22 protein-coding genes and 1 other RNA gene are annotated in these 20,589 nt (G+C 33.3%); 11 read left to right on the top strand and 12 right to left on the bottom strand.

Features of this window, described 5'->3' with window-relative positions; translation table 11 throughout:
• Positions 1-281 precede the first annotated feature (281 nt).
• From SIB89_RS00690 to SIB89_RS00675, 4 genes are all read left to right on the top strand, one after another.
• On the top strand, positions 282-1,526 hold the full coding sequence (locus SIB89_RS00690; RefSeq protein WP_412560741.1) for an alpha/beta hydrolase-fold protein: 1,245 nt from the start codon (positions 282-284) through the stop codon (positions 1,524-1,526).
• Between the two features lie 90 nt (positions 1,527-1,616).
• Positions 1,617-2,714: a heparan-alpha-glucosaminide N-acetyltransferase domain-containing protein gene (locus SIB89_RS00685; RefSeq protein ID WP_412560740.1), complete on the top strand. Its 1,098-nt coding sequence runs from the start codon at positions 1,617-1,619 to the stop codon at positions 2,712-2,714.
• Positions 2,715-2,764: 50 nt separating this feature from the next.
• On the top strand, positions 2,765-3,217 hold the full coding sequence (locus tag SIB89_RS00680) for a hypothetical protein (RefSeq protein ID WP_412560739.1): 453 nt from the start codon (positions 2,765-2,767) through the stop codon (positions 3,215-3,217).
• Between the two features lie 167 nt (positions 3,218-3,384).
• Entirely contained in the window at positions 3,385-3,861 is a 477-nt protein-coding gene (locus SIB89_RS00675; RefSeq protein WP_412560738.1) for a nuclear transport factor 2 family protein, read from the top strand.
• Positions 3,862-4,069: 208 nt separating this feature from the next.
• On the opposite strand, the gene SIB89_RS00670 is transcribed toward SIB89_RS00675, so the two are convergent.
• Genes SIB89_RS00670 through SIB89_RS00640 form a run of 7 tightly spaced genes read right to left on the bottom strand, consistent with a single transcriptional unit; the run spans position 4,070 to position 9,841 of the window.
• A complete protein-coding gene (locus tag SIB89_RS00670; protein ID WP_412560737.1) occupies positions 4,070-4,618 on the bottom strand; it encodes a 1-acyl-sn-glycerol-3-phosphate acyltransferase in 549 nt (182 codons plus the stop codon).
• A gap of 1 nt (position 4,619) precedes the next feature.
• On the bottom strand, positions 4,620-5,702 hold the full coding sequence (locus SIB89_RS00665) for an iron-containing alcohol dehydrogenase family protein (RefSeq protein ID WP_412560736.1): 1,083 nt from the start codon (positions 5,700-5,702) through the stop codon (positions 4,620-4,622).
• Between the two features lie 45 nt (positions 5,703-5,747).
• Complete coding sequence (locus tag SIB89_RS00660) at positions 5,748-6,365, bottom strand: CatA-like O-acetyltransferase (protein ID WP_412560735.1); 618 nt, start codon at positions 6,363-6,365, stop codon at positions 5,748-5,750.
• Complete coding sequence (locus tag SIB89_RS00655; RefSeq protein ID WP_273289792.1) at positions 6,365-7,066, bottom strand: HAD family hydrolase; 702 nt, start codon at positions 7,064-7,066, stop codon at positions 6,365-6,367. The genes SIB89_RS00660 and SIB89_RS00655 overlap by 1 nt, the downstream gene beginning before the upstream one ends.
• On the bottom strand, positions 7,057-7,770 hold the full coding sequence (kdsB, locus tag SIB89_RS00650; RefSeq protein WP_412561865.1) for a 3-deoxy-manno-octulosonate cytidylyltransferase: 714 nt from the start codon (positions 7,768-7,770) through the stop codon (positions 7,057-7,059). The genes SIB89_RS00655 and kdsB overlap by 10 nt, the downstream gene beginning before the upstream one ends.
• Positions 7,771-7,818: 48 nt before the next feature.
• Positions 7,819-8,394, bottom strand: coding sequence for a DUF4126 domain-containing protein (locus SIB89_RS00645; RefSeq protein ID WP_412560734.1), 576 nt, complete (start codon positions 8,392-8,394; stop codon positions 7,819-7,821).
• Between the two features lie 4 nt (positions 8,395-8,398).
• Positions 8,399-9,841 (bottom strand): ATP-dependent DNA helicase, encoded by a 1,443-nt coding sequence (locus SIB89_RS00640; protein WP_412560733.1) that lies wholly within the window; start codon positions 9,839-9,841, stop codon positions 8,399-8,401.
• A gap of 144 nt (positions 9,842-9,985) precedes the next feature.
• On the opposite strand from SIB89_RS00640, the gene SIB89_RS00635 reads away from it, so the two are divergent.
• From SIB89_RS00635 to SIB89_RS00615, 5 genes are all read left to right on the top strand, one after another.
• Positions 9,986-10,711, top strand: coding sequence for a hypothetical protein (locus tag SIB89_RS00635; protein WP_412560732.1), 726 nt, complete (start codon positions 9,986-9,988; stop codon positions 10,709-10,711).
• 3 nt (positions 10,712-10,714) lie between these two features.
• A complete protein-coding gene (locus tag SIB89_RS00630) occupies positions 10,715-11,521 on the top strand; it encodes a DUF3822 family protein (protein ID WP_412560731.1) in 807 nt (268 codons plus the stop codon).
• Complete coding sequence (gene rsmD, locus SIB89_RS00625) at positions 11,521-12,060, top strand: 16S rRNA (guanine(966)-N(2))-methyltransferase RsmD (RefSeq protein WP_412560730.1); 540 nt, start codon at positions 11,521-11,523, stop codon at positions 12,058-12,060. The genes SIB89_RS00630 and rsmD overlap by 1 nt, the downstream gene beginning before the upstream one ends.
• 139 nt (positions 12,061-12,199) lie before the next feature.
• Complete coding sequence (locus tag SIB89_RS00620; protein WP_412560729.1) at positions 12,200-12,967, top strand: hypothetical protein; 768 nt, start codon at positions 12,200-12,202, stop codon at positions 12,965-12,967.
• A gap of 22 nt (positions 12,968-12,989) precedes the next feature.
• The gene (locus SIB89_RS00615) at positions 12,990-13,499 is read left to right on the top strand and encodes a hypothetical protein (protein ID WP_412560728.1); all 510 of its coding nucleotides are present in this window, start codon (positions 12,990-12,992) and stop codon (positions 13,497-13,499) included.
• A 51-nt stretch (positions 13,500-13,550) separates the two neighbouring features.
• On the opposite strand, the gene rnpB is transcribed toward SIB89_RS00615, so the two are convergent.
• An RNA gene (gene rnpB / locus SIB89_RS00610) (RNase P RNA component class A) lies at positions 13,551-13,880 on the bottom strand.
• 102 nt (positions 13,881-13,982) lie between these two features.
• Between rnpB and SIB89_RS00605 the strand changes: the two genes are divergently transcribed.
• Positions 13,983-15,707 carry a DNA polymerase III subunit gamma/tau gene (locus SIB89_RS00605; protein ID WP_412560727.1) on the top strand — a complete coding sequence of 575 codons (1,725 nt, stop codon included), beginning with the start codon at positions 13,983-13,985 and terminating at the stop codon, positions 15,705-15,707.
• Between the two features lie 15 nt (positions 15,708-15,722).
• Positions 15,723-16,304: a tRNA-(ms[2]io[6]A)-hydroxylase gene (locus SIB89_RS00600; RefSeq protein WP_412560726.1), complete on the top strand. Its 582-nt coding sequence runs from the start codon at positions 15,723-15,725 to the stop codon at positions 16,302-16,304.
• Positions 16,305-16,351: 47 nt separating this feature from the next.
• On the opposite strand, the gene SIB89_RS00595 is transcribed toward SIB89_RS00600, so the two are convergent.
• The 4 genes from SIB89_RS00595 to SIB89_RS00580 all read right to left on the bottom strand — a co-directional run bounded on the left by SIB89_RS00595 (position 16,352) and on the right by SIB89_RS00580 (position 20,437).
• Positions 16,352-16,882 (bottom strand): porin family protein, encoded by a 531-nt coding sequence (locus SIB89_RS00595; RefSeq protein ID WP_412560725.1) that lies wholly within the window; start codon positions 16,880-16,882, stop codon positions 16,352-16,354.
• 108 nt (positions 16,883-16,990) lie between these two features.
• Positions 16,991-17,896, bottom strand: a complete 906-nt coding sequence (locus tag SIB89_RS00590; RefSeq protein WP_412560724.1) for a Ppx/GppA phosphatase family protein — start codon at positions 17,894-17,896, stop codon at positions 16,991-16,993.
• Between the two features lies 1 nt (position 17,897).
• A complete protein-coding gene (gene ppk1, locus SIB89_RS00585; protein WP_412560723.1) occupies positions 17,898-19,952 on the bottom strand; it encodes a polyphosphate kinase 1 in 2,055 nt (684 codons plus the stop codon).
• Positions 19,949-20,437 carry a SixA phosphatase family protein gene (locus SIB89_RS00580; RefSeq protein WP_412560722.1) on the bottom strand — a complete coding sequence of 163 codons (489 nt, stop codon included), beginning with the start codon at positions 20,435-20,437 and terminating at the stop codon, positions 19,949-19,951. Before SIB89_RS00580 ends, ppk1 begins: the two co-directional genes overlap by 4 nt.
• Between the last annotated feature and the right edge of the window lie 152 nt (positions 20,438-20,589).

Genomic DNA, 20,589 nt, shown 5'->3' with positions numbered 1-20,589 from the left:
ACAAATTAGAGTAAGGTTTGTATTGAATTATTAATTTGCACAACCAATCAAGGTAAAAGGTTGTACTAACGGCATTAATTGTTAATAGGGATTCCTATTTAACTAAAAAATGCCTATATGACCTCATTTTATCGACTAAAGTAGGTCTATACTTGATATAAGGTTAAAATTTTAAAATATTTAATCATTATTTTTATAGGCTTTGTCCTACACACAATACGCTTAAATAGGGATAATTGAAGCATAAAACGTTGTTAATTTGTATAAATTTTAAGTAATCAATGAGACATATAAATAAATACTACGCCTTGTTTTTTCTGTTTTTTCTTGTCGGTTATTATGCCCAAGGACAGAATAACCCTAATCGACAAAGAAGTATCATCATAGATAGCATCTTCTCAAAGACATTAAATGAACATAGACAATTTTTTGTGCAATTTCCTAAAGACTATGATGAAAAAAGTGATAAGAAATATCCTGTTGCGATAATTTTAGATGGTGAGTTTTTGCTTCCGACGGTCAATAACTTTCAAGGCTACTATAGTGGTGGGTTTACACCAGAAATGATATTGGTCGGAATATCTAATCTCAAAAACAGAACTAGGGATTTGACAACATCAACCATTACGGAAAATTATGGGATGCCATATAATAGAGAAAATGGTGAAGCCAGTAATTTTATAAAGTTTATTGAAGATGAATTTATTCCGCATATAGAAAAAATCTACCCTGTTACAAATTACAGAACTTTAATTGGTCATTCATATGGTGGTTTATTTACTATTTACACCTTTTTATACCATTTAAATTTGTTTTCTAACTATATCGCTATAGATCCAAGTTTAGATTGGGATAATCAAAAATTGGTTAAAGCATCTCAAGATATTATTGCTAATGAAAATTATGAAGGGAAGTCATTATTTATGTCATTAAATGGTCAACTTCATATGCAAAAACCAGAAATTACAATTGACAACGTAATGCAAGATGATTCTGATTTTACGTCATTTCCGCGATCTAATATTATGCTGAAAAACATTATTGAAGAAAATGAAGGTAATGGTTTAAATTTTACATGGAAATTTTATCCAAGGGATTTGCACGGCACGATTCAATTTCCATCAATTATGGATGGCTTAATATCAATATTTCAATGGTTTCAAATGGAAAACACTCAAAAGTTTAATTCATTTGAAACTTCTACAGAAGAATTGCAAGCCATAATAAAAAACAGAGCGGATAAACTTTATAAGAATTTTGGATACCAAGTACCACCTTATCCAGAAGATCTCCTTATTGTGTTAGGAGATATGAGTACGGACATGAAAAAGAATGAAAAAGCAAGAATGTTTTATGAGTTTGCCATTGAGTATTACCCTTTAAGTGCAAGAGCTCATACATCAATGGCTGAATATTATGAAAACAATAATGATTATAAGAGTGCATTAGAATATGCTCAAAAAGCTTTTAGCATAGATTCTAATAACTATTTAAAAAAGAAAATAGAGCGCCTCAAAGGGTATTAGTATTCTTAGATTCTACAATTAAGACATCATAGCAATTAAAACATTATAGATATTCCAAAATTATATCTTTGTATTTCAACCAATCGTTAATTGAATAAAAATCGTCTTTATTTTATAGATGCCGTAAGAGCATTCGCCATTTTAATGATGCTACAAGGGCACTTTATAGATACCTTGCTAGATATATCATATAGAGACGAGTCCGATACTGCCTTTAAGGTTTGGAAATATTTTAGAGGTATTACAGCACCGACCTTTTTTACCATTTCGGGTTTAATATTTTCTTATTTACTAATTAAGGCCAAGAAAAGCGGAAGTGCAGAAAAACGTATGCGCAAAGGTTTAGTCCGTGGCTTTATGCTAATTGGTATAGGCTACTTATTAAGAGTCCCAATTTTTGAGTGGTTGTTTGGGATATTCAATAGTTATTTTTTGGTCATTGACGTGCTTCAGTGTATAGGTCTATCCCTTATTTTAATTGTTATTATTTATAGATTAACCTGCAAGAAAACTTTAGTGTTTTCTATTTTAATGTTGCTGTTTGGCTTGGTAATTTTTATCACGGAGCCAATGTATAGACATTTAGAATTACCTCATATACCTAAATTGTTTTCTAACTATTTAACCAAAGATTATGGTTCTATATTTACCATTTTACCTTGGTTTGGTTATGTTGCCATTGGTGGCTTTATCTCCACATTGTTTTATCGTTATTTAGAACGACCAAGGTTTAAATTGGCAACTGTTTCTGGTTTTTTTATCGTTGGTCTAGGTTTAATATTTTATTCTTCATGGTCTTTTAATGAGCTCTATTACTTATTGGATATCAAACTTTTTGAAGATGTTGCTTATTACAACTATCTGTTTACCAGACTTGGCAATGTACTTATTCTGTTTGCTTTATTTTATTTGGCCGAAAAGTATGTTAAACAACCACTAATCTTAAAGATTGGACAAAAAACACTCTCTATTTATGTTATTCATTTTATAATCATTTATGGAAGTTTTACAGGTGTTGGGTTATATCAACTTATAGGTAAAACCTTACTGCCATGGCAGGCTATTACTGGTGCTTTAGTGTTTTTGGTTTCAGTATGTTTTATATCATTTTATTATGTAAAAACCAATGCCTTTGTCTACTCTGTCTTAAGAAAAGTTGTAGATAAGATTAAAACCTACAAACATTAAAAGTCTATATGTTTTCCTTACCTTTATTACAATCAATAATTTAGTGTTTTATGAAATGTAATCTTTATGTAGTTCTATTGATTTTATTGCTATTAACCTCATGCAATAGGATAGCCAATAAAACAAAAGAAGGCATTAACAAAGGTGGTGAAGTAGTTGGTGAAACTGCAACAGAGTTTTTTGAAGGTGTCTCAGAGGGTGTTGATAAAACACTGGAATGCGATATTAAATTATCTAAAGACCTAACTAGTATTGGGCTAAAAACAGGTGTTTACAATGTAAATAGTGGCTCTAATGGTAATAACAATCAACTCACTTTATATTTGATTTTCGATAATGCTATCAGTGAAACAATAGTGGCCAAGGCATACAATAAAAATGGTCTTGAAATAGGAAGGGCAAAAACTATTATAAATGGAAATGCAGGTGATGCTGGTTATTATGATTTTGAGTTTGATACAAGAACAGATATAGGTTTTAGAAATAAAATTGTTATTGAATAAAAAAGGCTCCCTAATTAAAGGAAGCCTCTTTCTCTTTCATAGCAACTAAATCAATCAATCAAATTTAAAACCTTAATTGCTAGTATATAGTATCATTTATGACACTACAATTATATATACGAAAATTTTATAAGGTCGGTTTTTAATTTTTAAAATGATATGAAAGAATGAACCCTTTAATCGAGACATTCTATAAAGCATTTAATAATCTAGATGCAAATACTATGTGTTCTTGCTATCATGAAGACATCGTTTTTGAAGATCCTGCATTTGGAAGACTGGAAGGCGAACGCGCCAAAGCCATGTGGCAAATGTTGTGCGAATCTCAAAAAGACAAAAACTTTAAGGTTGAGGTCTCTAATATAAACTCAAACGACACTGAGGGTTCTGCACACTGGGAAGCGTATTATATTTTTAGTAAATCGGGCAGAAAAGTCCACAATAAGATAGATGCGCAATTCGAATTTAAGGATGGATTAATCATTAATCATAAAGACCATTTTAATCTACATAGATGGGCACGACAAGCTTTAGGGTTTAAAGGCTTGGTCATCGGTAGAACCCGATATTTTAAAAACAAATTGAAAGCGCAGACCAATCGTCTTTTAGATAAGTATATAGACGAAAAAAAGCTATCTCGTTAGGACCTAGATAGCTTTTTTTAAATTGCAATGTTTCTTTTTAGGGACTTAATAGTTTACTTTATGTTTCATTGCATTATATATAAATCAAATCTTATGCCAAAAAAATTTATATCTACTTAAATTTAAAAAAAAGAGCTCATTTTCACTATTCAATTATGCAAAAAGCAAAAAAAGTGGATAAAACCAATATCAAAGCCGTTTTTATCGATTAACTGTAGGCTTTAACCTTGCCTTCTACACCTTCATAAAAGGACTTCATATACTTAAAATCGGCATCAATATCATCTGTTGGGTAAAAAGGTTCTGACACTTTATTCTGTTTGTTTTTAAAGTCTAACGTAAACATCATAATAGGTACTTTAGCTTCCTTTGCTATATAGTAAAATCCGGTTTTCCATTCTTCAACTTTCTTGCGTGTACCTTCTGGTGCCAACGCCAATCTAAATTCTTCCTCCTTTTTAAAAAGCTGTGCAATGGTCTGTACTTTATTTTGACCTGGAGTACGGTCTAAGGCTCTACCTCCTACGGCCTTAAAATAATAACCAAAAGGCCATTTAAACAATTCCTTTTTTCCAACGAAGTTAACTTTTAAACCCACAACTTTTCGTAATAAAAGAGCGATAGGGAAATCGTACCAGCTCGTATGTGGTACCGCTATGATTACTGCTTTCTTAACAGTATCCTTAGAGAAGTTTGTATTGCCGACAACTTTCCAACCTAAAACCTTAAAGTATATATATTTAGCCAGCCAACGCATCTTACATTAGTTTGTAAAGCGTCATCAATTTTTCTCTGGTGATTTTGTTTTTCCAGTTTTTACCAATGGCATTTTCCCATAAGGGTTCTAGGCTTAAGGCAACATCAATCATAATATTAAGCTGTTGTTCATCTAAATCTGCACAAATGCCTTGAGGCAATTCAATATTATGCTTCGCCTTCATTTTTTTAAACATGGCTACACCTTCAGGATAAAATTCCTCTAAGTGATCAAAAACAATACAATTTCCAATACCATGTTTTACACCAAGTAAATAACCCAACCCATAGCTAAGGGCGTGTGCCACACCAACTTGAGAATAGGCTATACTCATTCCGCCATGCCATGATGCCATCATTAGCTTATCCTGGGAATCTTTCTCACTTAAATTATCCCCAAGAAATATATCTTGGCAAAGCTCAAAAGCTTTCTCACCATAACTTTGGCTAAAGGCATTTAAGTACGTTCCATTAAGCGATTCCACACAATGTACAAAACAGTCCATACCAGTATAAAACCATTGGTCATTAGGAACATCCTTTGTCAACTCAGGATCTAATATGACCTGATCAAATGGTGTATAGTCGCTGTTAATACCCAGCTTGCGTTCTGGACCAGTTAAAATTGTAGTACGGGAAACCTCTGCACCTGTCCCAGAAATTGTAGGAATGCCAACATGGTATATTGCAGGATTCTTTATTAAATCCCAACCTTGGTAATCCTTGGATTCTCCCTTATTTGTTAACATTAGGGATACAGCCTTGGCGATGTCCATAACAATACCACCTCCAATACCAATAATACCAGATGGCAATTCGTTGTGCCCAAGAATAATATCTTCAACATATTGATCTATTTGAGATGTTTTAGGCTCCTCCTTGGTAGGAACATAAACGATTTTATCCTTGTAAGACAATGTAATTCTAGAAGTTAACCAATGATTGCCTTTAAAAACATCATCAACATAAAATATAAATGGTGCATTGCGTCCTTTTCGCATTGGCGCTAAAATTTCATCTAGCTGATTGAAACTTCCGCGTCCAAAAACAACTCTAGACACCATTGGATAATTCTTATATATCATTTACTCTTTAATCTTTAGCAAAAATAAAAACAAACTTCGTATTAACTAAGTATTTAAATAAAATTGAAATTTTTCTGCAAAAAGTCCGACATGATAACCATCAACCAAGGCATGATTAACATGAATGGACACATTCATTATTAACTTTTCGTTTTCTTCTTTAATCTTAGAAAAAGCAATTTCTGGCACTGACTCTAAATTACCAGAATTGGGTTCTTTATGCCCTGTGAAATGAAACCATGGCAACGCCGAACAATGGATACAATCCTGACCATTGACAGGTGGATATAAATCATCAGAACTTTGAATGCGTGCTTTTTCTCTATTGTAGTTGTCAATAAAAACATTTAAATCTTCATCATAATTTATAAACGAAAATCCGAATGTATGATCCTCTCGAGCTATTGTCGCAGAGGCATGAATCACTTCAAAATCAACAACCTGATTATCTATGATACGATAACGAAAGTTATCGACTGCGTTTACTGCCTTCATACAATCGTGCAAATACCTTGTAAAAAAACTGACTTTATTCTTTTTTGAAAATTGACGTGCTTTTGTGACATCAAAAGGGATAACAACACCAAAATATGGATCCTTTAGCTGTACAAAATGATTGTAAAGATGTTTCCTATTCCAAGATTCTGTATCGATAATCTTCATTATAGCAACTCTAAAATATTGGTTAATTGCTTTACAGTTTTGTAACCTTCACCATTAGCTTCCTTAGTTGTCACTTCTTCGTGTTGCCATGTAGTATGAAATGGCACATGAATAGCTTCTGCACCTATATTGATCAATGGCAGAATATCGGATTTTAAAGAATTACCTATCATTAAAAATTCTGATGGTTTTATTTCTAAATGCTTTAAAAGCTTCTCATAATTTGCCTCTTGCTTTTCGCTCAACACTTCTATATGATGAAAATATTGGAGTAACTGAGATTTTTCCAATTTTCGTTCTTGGTCTAACAAATCTCCTTTAGTAGCCACGATAAGTTTATATTTTTTAGAAAGCGCTTTTAGCACTTCCTCTACTCCATCTAATAGCTCTATTGGCTTATGTATCATATCCTTACCCAAATCGAGCATTTTACCAATGATCTCATTGGATACTTTACCGTTAGACAATTCTAAAGCCAATTCAATCATAGAAAGCATAAAACCCTTAACTCCGTAACCATAGGTTGGAAGGTTTTTTATCTCCATCTTAAATAGCTCTTGATCAATCTTATTAGGTGTTTCGTAATGCGATAACAATCTACCAACCTCTTCCTCAGCTTCTCTAAAGTAAGTTTCGTTTACCCAAAGGGTATCGTCTGCATCAAAACCTATGACTTTTATGTTTTTGTAATCTATTTCCACAATCGTTTTGCTCTTTCTAAGTCTTCTGGTGTATCTATCTCCACTCCTTGCACTTCGGTTTCTACCATTTTAATTTTCTTTCCGTATTCTAAATAGCGAATACATTCTATCTTCTCTGTAGCTTCAATAAAGCGCATTGGTAGTACGGTAAAATCTAACAAAGCTTCTTTTCTAAACGCATATATTCCTTTATGCTTAAAATAACGTGCTCCTGCTTCCTTATCTCTTGGATATGGAATAGGGCTTCTGGAAAAATACAGTGCAAAGTTGTTCTGATCTACAATAACCTTTACTGTATTTGGATTTTGGATTTCATCCCAATCTGTAATTTCAACCATTAAGGATGCCAAGTCTATTTCCTTTTCCACATCATCCTTAAACACTTCTAAAACCTTGTGCAGGCTTTCGCGCTCAGTAAAAGGTTCGTCGCCTTGCACATTCACCACAATATCGCAATCTACATCTGCGACAGCTTCAGCTATTCTATCGCTTCCAGACTCGTGCTCCTTTTTGCTCATTATGGCCTTTCCTCCATTATTCACAATTTCATTGAAAATAATGTCACTATCCGTCACCACATAAACCTCGCTAAAAAGTTCTGTAGCTACTGTAGCTTCATAGGTTCTGAGAATTACGGATTTTCCTGCTAAATTCTGCATTAATTTACCTGGAAAACGAGATGCACTATAACGTGCAGGAATCATGGATATAATCTTCATATATCTACTTTATCAGTATTCAAAAATAAGGCTTTAAGATGATTTTGATTGTTTAGACTTTAACTTTTTATATAGTTTAAAAACAATATAAAAAATGAACATTACCAATATAATAGCCAATACAGGAAGGAATATGGAAACAATCGACATTACAATTGATGTCCCTGTTTCTACTGTTGAAACTACCGGATTACCGATACCTGCTGTAGAAACCGTAGAACCTAATCTAGTTGCTCCTGCTGAGCTTTTTATGGCTGCTGCTGTTCCGCCACCTGCTATAATAGCTAATGCCCAAGTAATTATAGGACTTAAATCTGCTACTGTTGAAACCATAACTGCCGTACCTGCTATAGTTGCCAACGGAATGGCGATAGCATCCAAAACGTTGTCCACTACAGGAATATAATAAGCCAATATCTCTACCAAAGTCGCTATGCCAAAAGTAATCACTGCAGTTGTACCTCCAATCCAAGACCACGATTCATTGAGTTCCCAAACATTAAAGTGTGCTGCTAAACTCAACGCAAACAATGGTAAAAAGACTCTAAAACCAACTGACGCAGCAAGTCCTATGCCTAAACAAATACTCAAAATAGTTTCTATCGTCATCGTTTTAGTTTAATTCATTTTCTACAAACATGTCGTCTTTAAAGCCAATTAAATAGAGCTGTTCTTTAGCTCGAGTTACTGCTGTATATAACCAGCGAACATAATCTTTATCCATTCCGTTGGGAAGGTATGGTTGCTCTATAAAAATAGTATTCCATTGCCCTCCTTGAGATTTATGGCAGGTTATTGCATAAGAAAACTTAACCTGCAAAGCATTAAAGTACTTATTATTCTTTACTCCCAAAAATCGTTTATAGTTAGATTTTTCGTTAGCGTAATCTTTTGCAACTTCTTGGTATAGTCTATTGGACTCTTCATAACTTAGTGAAGCACTTTCTACATCAATAGTGTCTAAAAGCAATACCGTCTCAAAAGGTCGCATGCGTGGATAATCTACCATCTTCACTTTTACCTCTGCGAATTTAAATCCGTATAATTCTTTTATACTAAATATTTCTAGGACTTCAATAATATCGCCATTAGCAATAAAACCTGCTTCTGTGGTGGGTTTAACCCAGAAATAATTATTCTTAACCACCATTAAATAATCACCAGCTGACAGTTCACTATCATTAAACAAAATACGTTCCCTGATTTGCTTATTATATAGGTTAGCACGTTTATTACTCCTTACAATTATGGCGGTTTCTTCATAGCCTTCGTTACTATAGGCATCATTAATGGCATCCATAATTTCATAACCATCAACTAACCTTACGATGTCTTTGTAAGGGTTAACATTGAATTTAAAACTGTCATAAAAACTGGTTTCCAATACTGCTCTAAGCTCAGTAGCATTTTCTAAAATACCAGAGTCTTGTTCTTGTCTTACAACTTCGTCGAGTTCAATTCCCGTAACGTCTTTATTAAAATTAAGACTGAGTTTGTCAGCGTCTAAAGCGGGACTCAAATCAGACTTTACTGGTGGTAATTGGGCTTTATCACCAATAAGCAATAGTTTACATTGATGCCCAGAATATACATATTGCATTAAATCATCTAATAATGACCCATTTTCAAATAACTTAGAATCCGATGGTACATCTGGTATCATAGACGCTTCGTCAACTATAAATATTGTATTTCTGTGCTTATTGGGTTGCATTACAAATTTTACTCCACCGCCTTTATCTTTCTTTGGGTAATAGATTTTCTTATGAATTGTAAATGCTTCTTTTTTAGAATAGTTTGAAATTACTTTAGCTGCTCTTCCTGTTGGTGCCAATAAAACGGCACTTTTTTTTGTCTGCCACAAATGCGTAACTATAGTACCAATTATACTGGTCTTACCAGTACCAGCATAACCCTTTAATAAGTAAATGGAATTAGATGATTTGTCAAAAACAAATTGCGACAACTGCATCAGCACCTTATCTTGCTTGGATGTTGGCGTAAATGGAAACTTAGATTTTAATAGAGAATAAAACGCGGAAGCATTAGTAATCATAAAGAATTAAATATATAGCAAGATAGCATTATTATATATTCATCAATCATGCTTTTTGATATTTTCAATGATTTTTATTTAGATAATTTTTACCAACAAAAAAAAATTGTAGATTTGCGATAGACCTAATTAATATACTTTAACATGAATGTGATTATTTCAATTGTAGTTATTATTTTATTAACCATCGGTATTGTATGGTTAATTGACAAATTTGTACCTAAGAAATTAAAACCCGTTATTAACATAGTGCTTTGGGCATTAATAATTTTTCTTGGATACCTTACATTTATGTCAGTATATGAAGAGATAAAGTTTAATAAGCTAAAAGTTAAACGTTACGCCGTTGTTATAGATCGTTTAGTTGATATTAGGGATACACAATTGGCATACAAAGAAGTTAATGGAGAGTATGCTGGTGATTTTAATAAACTTATTGACTTTGTAGAAAATGGTCAAGTACCAATTACCCAAAGACGCGATACTTTAGTATTGGATGAAGAAAGAACACGTGCTTTTGGTGGCGTAGAAACCATGAAAACTATTACATTGATAGATACCTTAAGCTATTACACTGTTAGGGATTCTATATTTAAAGGTAATAATCGTTATAAAAACATGGCAGATGTAGGTGTTGGTAAGCCAGGTGCCAAGTTTAAGCTAGAAGCTGGTAAAATAGATGACATCCCTGTTTTTGAAGCCAGTGTCGATAAAGCCATTGTTTTATATGACCAAGAAAAATATCTTATTGAAAAAGAAAAGCAAGCAGTTTCAATAGCCGGTGTAAAAGGTGAGACTGTAAAAATAGGCTCAATGGAAGAAGTAAACACCAGTGGAAATTGGGGTAAAGATCTTTCAATTAAGGAATAAATTTTGAAACAAAATAATATTAAAGAACTGTCCATTCAAGTAAATTTGAATGGGCTTTCTTTTTGCATTTTAAACAGAACTTCAAATACAATTGAATTTCTTAACCATATAGCTTTTAAAAATAAGCTGACTCCTTTTGATGCGCTTAATCGTCTTAAAACCGAATTGAGTTCTAACACTGTTTTTTCCGATGAGTTTGATGCGGTTACGGTTATTCATCAAAATGAATTATCTACACTTGTGCCAAAAGATTTATATGACGAAAACCATAAGGCCGATTATTTAAAATTTAATGCCAAAATCCTAAAGACAGATTATATAACACATGATGAGATTGTAGTTAATGATGGTGTGAATATCTACATTCCCTATGTAAACATCAATAATTACATTTTTGAAACCTTTGGTGAGTTTGTTTACAAACATTCCTCTACCCTTTTAATAGATACGGTTTTACAGAACAAGAAAACGAAAGATGCCCCTGAAATCTATATTAATGTAAATACATCAACTATTGAAGTTTTAGTTGTAAATAAAGGTCAACTGCAATTATTTAACGCTTTTGAATATCACAGTAAAGAAGACTTTATCTATTATATCTTATTTGTTTTTGAGCAATTAAAACTCGATGCAGAAACCGCTAAAATTTATCTTTCCGGTAACATAGAAAAAGATGATGAGCTTTATGGTGTAGTTTACACATATATTAGACATGTAGAAATCATTACTGTTGATTTTAGCTACAAACTTTCGGAGGCCATTAAAAATGAAAAACTTCATCGGCACTTTTTAATTTTAAACTCATTTTAATGCGCATTATTTCTGGTTTATATAAAGGCAGAAAGATACAGGCTCCAAAAAAACTGCCTGTTAGGCCTACTACAGATATGGCAAAGGAAGCGCTATTTAATATCTTAAATAATCAATATTATTTTGATGAGATTTCTGTGTTAGATTTATTCTCTGGCACTGGTAATATAAGTTATGAGTTTGCCTCAAGAGGGACAGAACAGATCGTTGCTGTTGATGCTAATTATGGCTGTATAAAGTTTATTAATGAAACAGCAGAAAACTTTGAAATGCCTATCAGAACTACAAAAAGTGATGTTTTTAAGTTCTTGGAAAATTCTAAACAGCAACATACCATCATCTTTGCAGATCCACCTTATGATTTTGAGGTTGAATTGTTCTCTAAAATTCCACAGCTAGTATTTCAAAATAAGTTATTGGAAGACAATGGAAGTCTTATAATAGAACACTCCAAACATACAGACTTAAGCCATCTCGACCACTACTCACATTCAAAAAGTTATGGTGGCAATATGTTTAGTTTTTTTCAAAATAATTGATTTTCAGTATTGTAGGGCATTTCCTAATTAAATATATTCACTACATTTATAAGCCTTTGCAGATTTCGCTGCATTATTTCTACATGTATTATTTATGAATTGTTATGGTTTAAAAGCTATTAACCAAAACCAAACAATTATGAAAATTTTTAAAAAAGGGATGTTGGCCCTAATGACTGTTGTATTCGCATTCAACTTCTCCAACGCTCAAGACGAACAACCAACCATGTTCGCTGTACACACCGACAATGTCAAATTTAACATGATGGCCAAGTATGAGCAAATGGCTAAATTATTAAAAGACAGCTGTGAAGAGTACAAAGTTAAAGGTGCCAATTGGACCACTATAAGTGTAGAAGATGGTCGCTATGTGCACGTAACTCCAATAAAAAGCATGGCAGATCTCGACAAAAATCCAATGGGAAACTTAGGAGAAAAAATGGATTCAGAAAAAATGAGTGAAATGTTCGACGAAATGAACGACTGTTATGATTCTCACAGTGATGCCATTGTTTATTATTTACCGGCACTATCTTATATCCCAGAAGGATATAGCACCGAAGGTAAAAATCATAGAGAGTATCATTTTTTATATTATGCGCCAAAAGATGGTAAAGAAATGAGGGAAGCTATGACTAAAGTAAAGGAGATGTTTAAGACTAAAGGTGTTAAAAATGGTTACGAAGTATATCATAGCGGATTTGGTAGTGAAGAAAGCTACTTTATGGTTGCAATTGCTGGTGAAGACGACTTAGCTATTGCTCAAGGTGGTAAAGAAAACGATGAACTATTAGGTGATGATAAAGATGCTGTCTTTTATAAGGTAATTTCTCTTACTACAAAGTATGACCAGGTTGAAGGTACAGTAAGACCAGATTTGAGCTATTATTCATCAGATGAAGACTAATCAATACCTAAAAACCATTCAAATGAAAAATTTATTAGTTATTGGGTTGTTTCTTTTAGCGATGACCTCTTGTGAAGAACACAAACAACAATATTTTGCAGAATCAGACGAGACTAAAACTTTGGAAGCAGGTATTGCTGCTTACGAAGATGGAGATTGGGCAACATGGCGTGGTCATTTTGCTGATACAGCAAAAATCTATGTCAACTCTAAAGAACCCGTGACATTAGATGCCAGAGTTAATGAACTAAAAGCAATGACTGGTGCTTTTTCTTCTTATGGCTTTGACAAAGAAAAGGACCATATGGAAATGGTAATTGATAAAAACGATGAAACTTGGGTCTATTATTGGGCAACACACAATGGCTCAATGACTAATGGTACCAATTTGTCAATACCAGTACATTTAGCGGTTCAGTTTGTGGATGGTAAAATTACCAAAGAGCATATTTACTTTGACGGCACCGAGATGAACGCTGCAATAAGTGCCATGCAAGCTGAAGCTGCGAAAGAAAGTGAATCTACCGAATGATAATCTAATTTATCAATAAAAAAACCTTCTTACTTAAGAAGGTTTTTTTTATGTCTAAGCAAATCTATAAGCCGAATTCTGTATACTTTTCTTTTTAAGAAAAGATCCTTATCATTTATCTGCGTTTACTGTTACCAGCAAACTTTAGCTGCCTACCCTCCAACAATCGAGCGTGCCGCCCTCAAGCGTTGGTTTACATGACATTGCACCACATAGAGTTTACCTGGTTTCACTACAGCATTACCTGTACATACTTTCTGTTGCACTTTTCCTAACCTCACGGCTGGTGGCTGTTAGCCACTATGTTGCACTATGGTGTTCGGACTTTCCTACCTTGTGCTGAAGTAAATTCAGCATAAGATCGATAAGGCGATCTACTTGGCGTAAAAGTACATAAATTGTTAATAACTCATATTAAATTCTAAGCTTCATAAATGGCTATTTAGAGGTTATTCTTAAATTTGTATTTCAGTTAATTTTTCAATGGAACATTTCGTAGTATCGGCCCGAAAATATAGACCACAGACCTTTAAGGATGTTGTGGGTCAGCAGGCTATTACAAATACATTGCTTAATGCCATTGAAAACAACCACTTAGCTCAAGCCTTATTATTTACAGGTCCTCGTGGTGTTGGTAAAACCACCTGTGCTCGTATTTTGGCAAAGATGATTAATAGTGATGGTGATACTAAAGAGGACGAAGACTTTGCCTTCAACATCTTTGAACTAGATGCTGCATCAAACAACTCCGTTGATGATATTAGAAACCTAACGGACCAGGTCAGGATTCCGCCACAGGTCGGTAAATACAAAGTATATATCATTGATGAGGTACACATGTTATCTGCTGCTGCATTCAACGCGTTTCTTAAAACGCTGGAAGAGCCGCCAAAACACTGTATTTTCATTTTAGCGACAACAGAGAAGCACAAAATCATACCAACGATATTATCGCGTTGCCAGATTTTTGATTTTAAACGTATTACGGTTACCGATGCCAAAGAGTATCTTAAATATATAGCTGAAGAACAAGGCATTAATGCCGAAGATGATGCATTGCACATTATTGCACAGAAAGCAGATGGAGCCATGCGTGATGCGCTTTCAATTTTTGACAGAGTTGTTAGTTTTTCTGGTAAAAATCTAACCAGACAAGCTGTAACCGAAAATCTTAATGTACTCGATTACGAAACTTATTTTGAAAGCACAGATTTAATCCTGGAGAATAAAATACCCGAATTACTTGTGCAATTCAACACCATACTGTCTAAAGGATTTGATGGTCACCATTATATAGCTGGTTTGGCGTCTCACTTTAGGGATTTAATGGTTTGTAAAAATCAGGCAACCATTGATTTGTTGGAAGTTGGAGAAGAAACTAAACAAAAGTATGTAGAACAATGTCTAAAAACCTCCGATTCGTTTTTAATGCAAGGCATACAACTGGCCAATGACTGTGATTTAAAATATAAAACCAGTAAAAATCAACGTCTGTTAGTTGAACTGACACTTATGCAATTGGCCTCTATCACTTATGATGGAGAAAAAAAAAACAGTAGGCATTTCATAATTCCTGCTTCTTATTTTAAAGCTAAGGGCATTAAGCCTATTCCTGTTGATAAAACTTCAAAAGGGGAAAAAATAGCACAAGAGCAACCCACAGTTGAAAAAATCACACAAAAAGAAGAAACGCAAACTGCTGTCGCCGAACCTGTAGTTGTACCAAAAATTTCAATAGATAAAGCTAAGAAGACAACCTCTGGTCTATCTTTAAAAAGCATAAAGGAAAAGAAAGAACATCAAATACGTCAATTAGATGTTATTATTGATGAAGATGACTTACCAAAAGAGCCTGTTGATCAAGAAGCATTGACTAAAGCTTGGAATGCCTATGCAAAGTCTATAGATAAAAAGGGTGAAAAGATTTTAGCTTCCATTTTACAAATGGATAGCCCAAAATTACAAGGTACCACCATTCACCTTACCTACTCTAACAACACTAACAAAATAGAGCTAGAACGCGCACAATATCCTTTATTGGCACATTTAAGGAAAACGCTTATGAACTTCGATTTACACCTAGATATAAAGGTCAATGAAGAAGTAGCTAAAAAATATGCGTTTACACCAAGAGAGAAATACGAAAAATTAAAAGAGAAAAACCCGAACATAGAGTTACTTAAAAAAACCTTTGGTTTGGATGTTTAAGTTGAAAATAATAAAATGCTAGGCCTAAAATTACCAACAGACCCAAGATGGGTTAATATCGTAGAAAAAAATATTGAAGATATTTTAACCGACCATGCGTATTGTGAGCAAAAAGCTGCAAGTACGGCAATTTCCCTTATCGTAAGTTTTCCTGAATATACTGAGCTGGTACAAGAAATGATAGATTTAGTCGAAGAAGAAATAAGCCATTTTAAGATGGTGCACGACTTAATTCTTGAACGCGGTTGGATTTTGGGTAGAGATAGAAAAGATGACTATGTTATTTCCTTGTTGAAATTCTTCCCAAAAGGTGGTAGTAGAACTACACAATTAGTACACAGACTTTTGTATGCTGCTCTAATAGAAGCCAGAAGCTGTGAACGATTTAGATTACTATCGGAAGAACTGGAAGACAAAAAACTGGCCAAATTCTACAGAAAACTAATGATCAGTGAAGCTAATCATTATACCATGTTCTTAAACTTCGCACGACAGTATGGCGAACGCAAAGAAGTGGATAAAAAATGGCAGCAACTTCTTGATTATGAAGCCGAAATAATAAAAGGTTTAGGGAATAAAGAAACTATTCACGGATAAAAAAAAAGCCTCAACACAAGTTGAAGCTTTATTATAAGGTTATTCCTTTAAATCTTTATACCAAAACCAAATTGCATCACATGGTTTTTGGCTTCCAAGTCTGTTAAATCTTCATCAAGTATATTAGTTAAACCATAAGAAAATCTAGCATCAACAAAAAGTTCGCTAGTAATCATATACTCTGCTCCAATAACTCCAGAAAATGCAAATGTTGAAAAACCGTCGTTATTTTTCCAGGTTTTTAAAGCTATCTGTGGTCCAGCCATAAAAGACAAACGCTCTGATGTAGAAAGTTTCAACAAAATAGGCATTTGGATATAATCTGCTCTTATACTTTCATCCTTTCCACCTTCAGCAGACCATTGCAATTCTGTTGTTAAAGAAACGTCTTCCGATAGGCCAAAATCCACAAAACCAGCAAAGGCAAAACCATTACGGTGTTGGTTAACAAAAGTTGCGTCTGGTTCAAAATCTAGGTTAGATACATTCAGTGCTCCCCTTACACCATACTTTACATCTTGAGATAAACATATAGTAGTAAAACACACCAATACTGAGGCAAATAATATTTTTTTCATAATCATCAATTTGAGACTGCCAATATAGATTTAAATTTTCGAATTTTGAATAAATTTATTGATTTTTACCGACAATCAGTTAAATTTTGTAATATTTTTCATTCAAAATTATACAATTACACTCGAAACGGTTTCATAATATATACTTTTTATAATACCATCAGACAACCCGATTTTGGGTACATATATATCTTTTGCTCCGCTCCATTTCATCGCTGATAAGTATATTCTGGTTGCAGGAATAATAACATCGGCCCTATCTTGATTGAGGTTTAATTTAGTAATTCTTTCTTCATAAGAATAACTCTGCAATGTCTTATAATAACTTGTTAAGTAGAAATAGGTTAACGGTTTTCCTAGATCCTTTCCGGATATCTTGAATATCTTATTGATATTACCGCCAGAACCTATTAGCTCAATTTTATAGTAATCTTTAGTATTATCCTTTATCCAGTTTTCTAGTTCAACCCAAGTTTCATTTTTTACAATATCATTGAGCAATCTTACTGTACCTATCTTAAACGATCTCGATTTTATCTTTTCGCCGTTGTGAATTATGGAAAACTCAGTACTACCTCCACCAACATCAACATATAAATAGGTTTTGTTAGGATCTATAAATGTATGTAAATCCGTTGCCGCTATAATAGCAGCTTCTTCTTCACCATCAATAACATCTATGTTAATTCCGCAGGTGTCTAATATTTTCTGTGACAAAGGTTGACTATTATTAGCTTCGCGCATTGCAGAAGTGGCACAAGCCTTATACCTTACCACTCCATGAGATTTCATTAACAAACTAAAGGCTTTCATCGTATCTATCATACGTTCTTGGTTGTATTCTGATATGCTACCATTCACAAAAACATCCGCACCCAATCGAATTGGTACCCTCACCAATGAGTTTTTCTTGAATACTACGTTTTCATTATCTTGCTCAATGATATTAGATATTAGTAATCTTACGGCATTAGACCCGATATCTATCGCAGCATATTTCTGAATCTTCAGCATATTATCCTTCTAATTTGTTTTTATAATAGTTATAGGTATCAAATTGCGCTCTAATTTTTGGTTTATTATTCCTGCGATATGTATTATCTTGAGTTTCATTAATAATACGCGCTTTAACATTGTCTTGCCAGCATATTTCAAATAATTCCTGCAACTCTACCTTTATATCTTTATCATAAATCGGGCAACTTACTTCTACTCTATTATCTATATTTCTTGTCATCCAGTCTGCTGATGAAATATAAATTTTTGGATCCTCGTTATTTCCAAAAATATACAATCTCGTATGCTCTAAAAACTTATCAATAATACTGATGATTTCAATATTTTCGCTCATACCTTTAACTCCCGGAACCAAACAACAAAGCCCTCTTACTATCATTTGTATTTTAACTCCTGCTCTGCTAGCTTCGTAAAGCTTATCGACCATTTTATAACTGCTTATGCTATTCATTTTTAATTTGAGATAAGCTGGTTTACCATTTTTGGCATTCTCAATCTCTTTGTCAATTAATGCAAAGAACTTTGACTTGGTGTAATGAGGTGAAGTAATGATGTGTTTATATCTATTAACCTTATAGTTAACCTCAAAGAAATTAAATACTTTATTTAAATCCTTTAATATTTTTTGATTGGCAGTTAGTACTGTGAAATCCGTATATATTTTAGCTGTGGATTCATTAAAATTACCTGTACTAACAAATCCGTATCTTACAACTTTGTCTCCTTCCTCGCGCTCTATAACACACATTTTGCTATGCACCTTTAAACCTGGTACACCAAATAACATATTGACTCCAGCATCTTGCATTTGCTCTGCGTAATTAATATTTGCCTCCTCGTCAAATCGCGCTCTTAATTCTATAGATACAGTAACTTTCTTACCATTTTTGGCAGCATTGATTAGAGAACTAGCAACGTGAGAGATTTGGGCTAATCTATAAATAGTTATTTTTATTGTCCTTACCTTTGGATCCAAGGCAGCTTCTCTTAAAAACTTTACGATATAAGAAAATGTGTGATAGGGAGTATAGATTAGATAATCCTTTTTGGCGATAGTTTTAAAAATACTCTCTTCAAAACTAAGACCTTTAACGGGTAAGGGTACAATTCTCTCATAGAGCAAATCTGTACGGCCTAAACTCGGAAAATCCATATAATCTCTACGATTGTGATAGCGACCACCAGGTATTATACTATCTTTTTTATCTATTGACATACGATCTAACAGAAAATTAAGCGTATCACTATCTATATTTTTATCATGTACAAATCTTACAGGGTCACCACTTTGTCTATCTTTTACACTAGCAGATAACTTATCAATAAAACTCTTACTGAGGTCACTATCAAAATCTAACTCACCATCTCTAGTGATCTTAATCATGTGGGCAGATATCGTTTCATAATCAAAAATGTTGAAGATTTCATTAAGAAAGTGACGAATAACATCATCTACTGTAATGATATAATTTGCATCGCCTTTACTTGGCAACACAATAAATCTATCCATCGTTTTAGAAATCTCTATAAGCGCATACTGGTCTGGTCGATTTAAGTTAGACATTTTAACGGATAAATATCCTGCACTATCCTTTAGTTCTGGTAAATCAATGTCTTCATTCAATACAATAACAACCAGAGCTGGGCTAATTTCTTGGTAATAGTAATTCTTTATAAAATTATGTTGCTCAGCATCTATTTCAGTTTCATTAATGATAAAGATGTTCTCTTTTTCTAGCTCTTGCTCAATCTCATTTAATATTTCTACACTTTCACTCTGTTGATCAATGACAACTTTGGTGATTTCCTCAAGTAATTCCTCGGCTTTTATACCTCCAAGTTCACTCTTACCACCTTTGCCTGCATCAAAAATTCGCTTAACGGTTGCGTAGCGTACTTTAAAGAATTCATCTAAATTATTAGAAAAAATTCCTAAAAACCTTAAGCGTTCAATTAATGGTACATCTTTATCTGCAGCTTCTTGTAAAACACGAGCATTGAATTGCAACCAACTCAATTCACGGTTAATATATACGTTTTTGTCTTTTGTCATTTTTTCAATTCCTTGGGAATAATTACGAGTTCAGTGGTTCCTTGTTTAAAATCTTGCCAATTATCAATGTCAAAATTAAGCTTTACAAGTCCACTAGTAGGAAGATTATCAATAAATCTGTCCCCAAAAATATTGACTATTGATGTAAAAGCATGATTATGACCAAAAATCATGGCACTATCAATAGTATTAGGAAGTTTTTTTATAAAATTAATTACACCTTCACCACTAAAATCATACAAATCCTCATTAATAGTAAAAGAATTTTCTGACAAACCAAAAACATCAATAAAAATCCTACATGTAGATAGTGCTCTATTCGCAGGACTCGTAAAGATTTTTTCAGGCACATCATTAGACTCAAGATATTGATTGGCAACTAATTTAGCATCATTTACACCTCTTGATTTTAAAGGCCTTTCGGCATCTGAGACATCATATTTCCATGAGGATTTTCCATGCCTAACAAGTACTATTGTTTTCATATTTTTCCGTTTAAAAGCGATTTTTATCGATAAAATGTTGCATAATTCCGTTTTAACGAGTATTTTGCCCCTTTAACTCTAATGTTTGTTTTATACTTTAGTTATAAGTTCTTTTGTTTGTGTAAAATTAATGTAAATGACCCCAAATCAAA

It is taken from the genome of Winogradskyella sp. MIT101101, assembly GCF_047126865.1.
GTDB classification, from domain to species: domain Bacteria; phylum Bacteroidota; class Bacteroidia; order Flavobacteriales; family Flavobacteriaceae; genus Winogradskyella; species Winogradskyella ouciana.
Note: the sequence above shows the minus strand (reverse complement) of the source record. Positions and strands in the feature narration are given on the sequence as shown.

What these genes read in the sequence shown, in the direction of transcription:
- SIB89_RS00620 (WP_412560729.1), top strand. Translation starts at nt 12,200, where the DNA reads ATGAAAATTTTTAAAAAAGGGATGTTGGCCCTAATGACTGTTGTATTC.
- SIB89_RS00665 (WP_412560736.1), bottom strand. Translation starts at nt 5,702, where the DNA reads ATGATATATAAGAATTATCCAATGGTGTCTAGAGTTGTTTTTGGACGC.
- kdsB (WP_412561865.1), bottom strand. Translation starts at nt 7,770, where the DNA reads ATGATTCCTGCACGTTATAGTGCATCTCGTTTTCCAGGTAAATTAATG.
- SIB89_RS00605 (WP_412560727.1), top strand. Translation starts at nt 13,983, where the DNA reads ATGGAACATTTCGTAGTATCGGCCCGAAAATATAGACCACAGACCTTT.
- SIB89_RS00635 (WP_412560732.1), top strand. Translation starts at nt 9,986, where the DNA reads ATGAATGTGATTATTTCAATTGTAGTTATTATTTTATTAACCATCGGT.
- SIB89_RS00690 (WP_412560741.1), top strand. Translation starts at nt 282, where the DNA reads ATGAGACATATAAATAAATACTACGCCTTGTTTTTTCTGTTTTTTCTT.
- SIB89_RS00640 (WP_412560733.1), bottom strand. Translation starts at nt 9,841, where the DNA reads ATGATTACTAATGCTTCCGCGTTTTATTCTCTATTAAAATCTAAGTTT.
- ppk1 (WP_412560723.1), bottom strand. Translation starts at nt 19,952, where the DNA reads ATGACAAAAGACAAAAACGTATATATTAACCGTGAATTGAGTTGGTTG.
- SIB89_RS00580 (WP_412560722.1), bottom strand. Translation starts at nt 20,437, where the DNA reads ATGAAAACAATAGTACTTGTTAGGCATGGAAAATCCTCATGGAAATAT.
- SIB89_RS00600 (WP_412560726.1), top strand. Translation starts at nt 15,723, where the DNA reads ATGCTAGGCCTAAAATTACCAACAGACCCAAGATGGGTTAATATCGTA.
- SIB89_RS00675 (WP_412560738.1), top strand. Translation starts at nt 3,385, where the DNA reads ATGAACCCTTTAATCGAGACATTCTATAAAGCATTTAATAATCTAGAT.
- rsmD (WP_412560730.1), top strand. Translation starts at nt 11,521, where the DNA reads ATGCGCATTATTTCTGGTTTATATAAAGGCAGAAAGATACAGGCTCCA.
- SIB89_RS00670 (WP_412560737.1), bottom strand. Translation starts at nt 4,618, where the DNA reads ATGCGTTGGCTGGCTAAATATATATACTTTAAGGTTTTAGGTTGGAAA.
- SIB89_RS00615 (WP_412560728.1), top strand. Translation starts at nt 12,990, where the DNA reads ATGAAAAATTTATTAGTTATTGGGTTGTTTCTTTTAGCGATGACCTCT.
- SIB89_RS00660 (WP_412560735.1), bottom strand. Translation starts at nt 6,365, where the DNA reads ATGAAGATTATCGATACAGAATCTTGGAATAGGAAACATCTTTACAAT.
- SIB89_RS00680 (WP_412560739.1), top strand. Translation starts at nt 2,765, where the DNA reads ATGAAATGTAATCTTTATGTAGTTCTATTGATTTTATTGCTATTAACC.
- SIB89_RS00595 (WP_412560725.1), bottom strand. Translation starts at nt 16,882, where the DNA reads ATGAAAAAAATATTATTTGCCTCAGTATTGGTGTGTTTTACTACTATA.
- SIB89_RS00590 (WP_412560724.1), bottom strand. Translation starts at nt 17,896, where the DNA reads ATGCTGAAGATTCAGAAATATGCTGCGATAGATATCGGGTCTAATGCC.
- SIB89_RS00645 (WP_412560734.1), bottom strand. Translation starts at nt 8,394, where the DNA reads ATGACGATAGAAACTATTTTGAGTATTTGTTTAGGCATAGGACTTGCT.